The following is a 3,444-nucleotide window of genomic DNA, read 5'->3' on the forward strand; positions in this document are numbered from 1 at the left end:
AGTCTTACCGTCTGGCGTATCTGCACTCCATCCCCAGTCCTGTTCCCAGTAGATCTTCAGCGCACCAGAGCCGCCTTCATCGAACTGCTTCATGTTAGCGCAGCCCAGCACTTCGTTGGCCGGAACAGGCACTTTCAGGTAGTTCGCGAACTCTTTGTAGTACTTGATACGGTTTTCAGACTGAGCAATTTCAGTCGGGCCGCCGCACTCTACGCCGCCGTTAATGATCTGCGTGGTCACCCCGAAGCCCGGTACCAGACCGTTCGCTTTGTCGTGATCGTTTGGCTGCCAGGTGCCGTCAATCACCTGCAACATGCTTGGTTTTGGTGGCTGTGGGTAGGCGAAGAAGAAGATAGCAGAAGCCAGGTTCAGCCAGGTATCCGCTACCAGCTCAGGTTTGTCCAGCAGGGTGCGGACAGTACCGAACATCGCTTCAGAGAACGGACCGTAGTTGTAGTTGTAAGACAACTGTTTAGCCCCGCGGCCAAAGTAGCTCACGAAATCGCCGTCTTTGTCTTTACCGCATGGCCAAGTCTGCCCCTGCCAGATCTCAGGATTACATTCGCCGTTATAGCCGCCTTTCTGACCCTCGGTCCAGCCCATTTCGCGAACGTGAACCAGCGCCTGACGCCATTCAGCTTCCGGACGCCAGCTTTCATGACCACCGGTTTCCTGCGCAAAGTGGGCAAACATCGTTGCCAGCTCTTTACGGCAGATGGCATCACTGTCGCGACCGTCGTTATAGGTCTTACACAGTGCCGGGAATTTACCCACTGCTTTCAGGAAGTTACTGTAGGTATAAGACTGAGCGCGCATCGGGAACAGATATTCCCAGTCACTTGCCTTAACGATCCCTTCAACGCGTTTCACGTTGTCCGGGTTAGCCGCGCGGCCTGGCTCAATCTGCTCAACAAGGCTGTTGTCCAGAGTCGCAATGGTGTCTTTCACCGAAGCCATCAGCGGGAAATCAGTGAGCTCTTTTTCCTTTTTCGCCAGGTCGCTGGCTTTCATGGTGTACGGTTCGCTGCTGGTAGCCTGCAGCGTTGCAGCCTGAGCCATAAACGGTGCAATACATGCACCTGCAACGAGAACGCTCAGTAATGTCCTTTTAGTCATTTCAATATAATCCTGTATTTAAGCAACAATGGTTTATGCATTCCCGGCTTATGTATTATTCCATTAATAAATAAACCTGAGAGTGCGGTTCTTTTCATTTTTTGAAGAACACCATCCGGTACTCTTCAAAAAATAAAAGATCAATATGCATTTTTTGTTTTTGGCTTTATTTCCTGGTACTTCGTCCAAACCTTATGGGCATAAATCATTCGCTGCTGATAATTCTCTTTTTTTAACCCAGCGTTATAGGCACCAACCGCTTCCCAGTTATAGCCATAGACTTTGATCATACTCGACAAAATAGATGCACCGACCATAATGGATGTACAGGGCTCGGCAATAAGTCGATACTCATCAATCCCCTTCCGCTGTAATTCACTAAAATGCGTACTGTTAATTTGCATTAAACCGACATCTCTTGAACCGTCGTGGTTCCAGCCCACGGCATACGGGTTCATGCCTGATTCCACTTTAGCAATTGCGAATAACAGATAAGGATCGACATGATAATAATGCGCGGCCCTGTCCCAGCAATTTGCAAATACACTTTGGCTAAAGATAAGTAATAACAATATGAAGCGTTTCATCTCTTTACCTGTTTATCGAATTACGTCCCTCTCTTTGCGCACATCTCTATTATATTTTAAGTTGTTGACCACACCCGAAGTGGGGTGTGGCCAACGCATTGCAGGGTGATATCAATCCTGCAATTTCAGGTTAAGAAGATTATTTGCAGTCAGCTGATGCGCCTTCTTTCACCCATACATCGCTATTCGCTGGGTTATCACCACGGGTCCACCATTTCGCACGGTATACAGAACCCTGATAAGTCGTGGTTTCACCGCCGTTATAAACGACATCTGAGCGCCAGTTCATTTTCACCTGGCTAACCAGTTCCCAGGCATCAGCGTCAAAGCCAGGTTTATTGCCCTGAGTCCAGTACTTCGCTTTCCAGACCAGGTTGTCGTTGCTGACGGTATCGCCAGTGTTGTAGACCTTACTGGAAGACCATGCTGCATATTTGCTGGCGTTAACATCAACCGGGGTATCACAGCTACCGGTCGCAGGTGGAGTCACGTCGTCTGCTGGCGGGGTAACCTCGTCAGCCGGTGGCGTGACATCATCCGCTGGAGGCGTCACGTCTGCTGGTTTTGGTGTAACCACCACCTGGACGTTGGATTGAACGCTGGTTTTACCATCGCTGACGACAACGCTAAGGGTGTAGCTGGACTCAGAAGCCACTTCCGGTGCAGTGATATTCACGTTGGCGGTGTCAGTACCGGTCGCATGCATATCTGCTGGTACGCTCCAGGAATAGGTCAGTGCATCACCATCAGGATCCACTGCCTGCGCATGCAGAGCATAGGTTTCACCCGCCTGGAGAGTGACGGCTTCCATCGCATTCACGACTGGCGCCCGGTTGGCTTTTGGTGCCTTGTTGACAACCTGCACGTCAACAGAATTGCTCAGCCCTTTAGCATCAGTCACGGTCAGACGGAATGCCAGCGACTGGTTAGCGGTCACGGCAGCCACATTGAAAGAGGCTTTCGCTTTGGTGCTGTTAGTAATGGTCACCGTTGGGCCAGAAATCTGGGTCCATTTGTAGGTAATAGCATCACCATCCGGGTCAGTGGATGCTGAACCGTCGAGATTCACGGTAGCCGGGCCGGTCACAGTCTGATCGGTCGCCGTCGCAATCGGTGCATGGTTGGTCACCACCGGATCAACCGGAGCAGAACCCCCCAGCAGGCTTTCGTTCATCGCGTTCAGGATGTCGCCGGTATCGGAATCGATAGACCAGGCAAACAGACCACCCAGGTTATTCGCCTGCACGTATTTACCTTTTGCGGTAGTAGAACGCGCATCTTCATAAGAGATCAGGTCACCCGTTGATTTGTTGAAGACGTATGGCGCTTCAGCCGTTGCGTCGTAACCGGATTCCCAGCCTGGCTTGCCTTTGTATTCGTTAACGATCTGACGATAGTCAACCACGCCCGGCTCCCAAGTCCCCTTCACCATGCCGGTTGCAGTGCCGGTGAATGGGTTGTCGCCGGTGTAACCATGCACACCTGTCCATCCGCGGCCATACATGCCTGCGCCGACAACGATCTTACCAGGCTGAACACCCTGTGCCAGCAGCGCATTCACGCCGTTTTCGGTGGTGTAGTTGGTATCCGGACGCCATGCTGGCGCACGCAATGCTGCCTGATGGCCCAGATCAGTGTTGCTCCAGCCGCCAAAGAAGTCATAGCTCATCAGGAAGATGTGATCGAGATCGCGCTGAGCCGTGGTGTAGTCCACGTCTTCAATCTTATCTTTACCGGCACC

3 protein-coding genes are annotated in these 3,444 nt (G+C 51.6%); all 3 read right to left on the reverse strand.

Annotated elements, in window-relative coordinates:
* On the reverse strand, positions 1 to 1,116 hold a 1,116-nt coding region (locus QM624_RS14090), incomplete at its 3' end, for a chitinase (RefSeq protein ID WP_415092871.1).
* 140 nt (positions 1,117 to 1,256) lie between these two features.
* Positions 1,257 to 1,703: a type III secretion system invasion protein IagB gene (iagB, locus tag QM624_RS14095; RefSeq protein ID WP_217186024.1), complete on the reverse strand. Its 447-nt coding sequence runs from the start codon at positions 1,701 to 1,703 to the stop codon at positions 1,257 to 1,259.
* A 139-nt stretch (positions 1,704 to 1,842) separates the two neighbouring features.
* A partial coding sequence (locus QM624_RS14100) for a glycosyl hydrolase family 18 protein (protein WP_415092873.1) occupies positions 1,843 to 3,444 on the reverse strand: 1,602 nt, incomplete at its 5' end.

It is taken from the genome of Micropruina sp., from assembly GCF_047606365.1.
Classification (GTDB): Bacteria; Actinomycetota; Actinomycetes; order Propionibacteriales; family Propionibacteriaceae; genus Micropruina.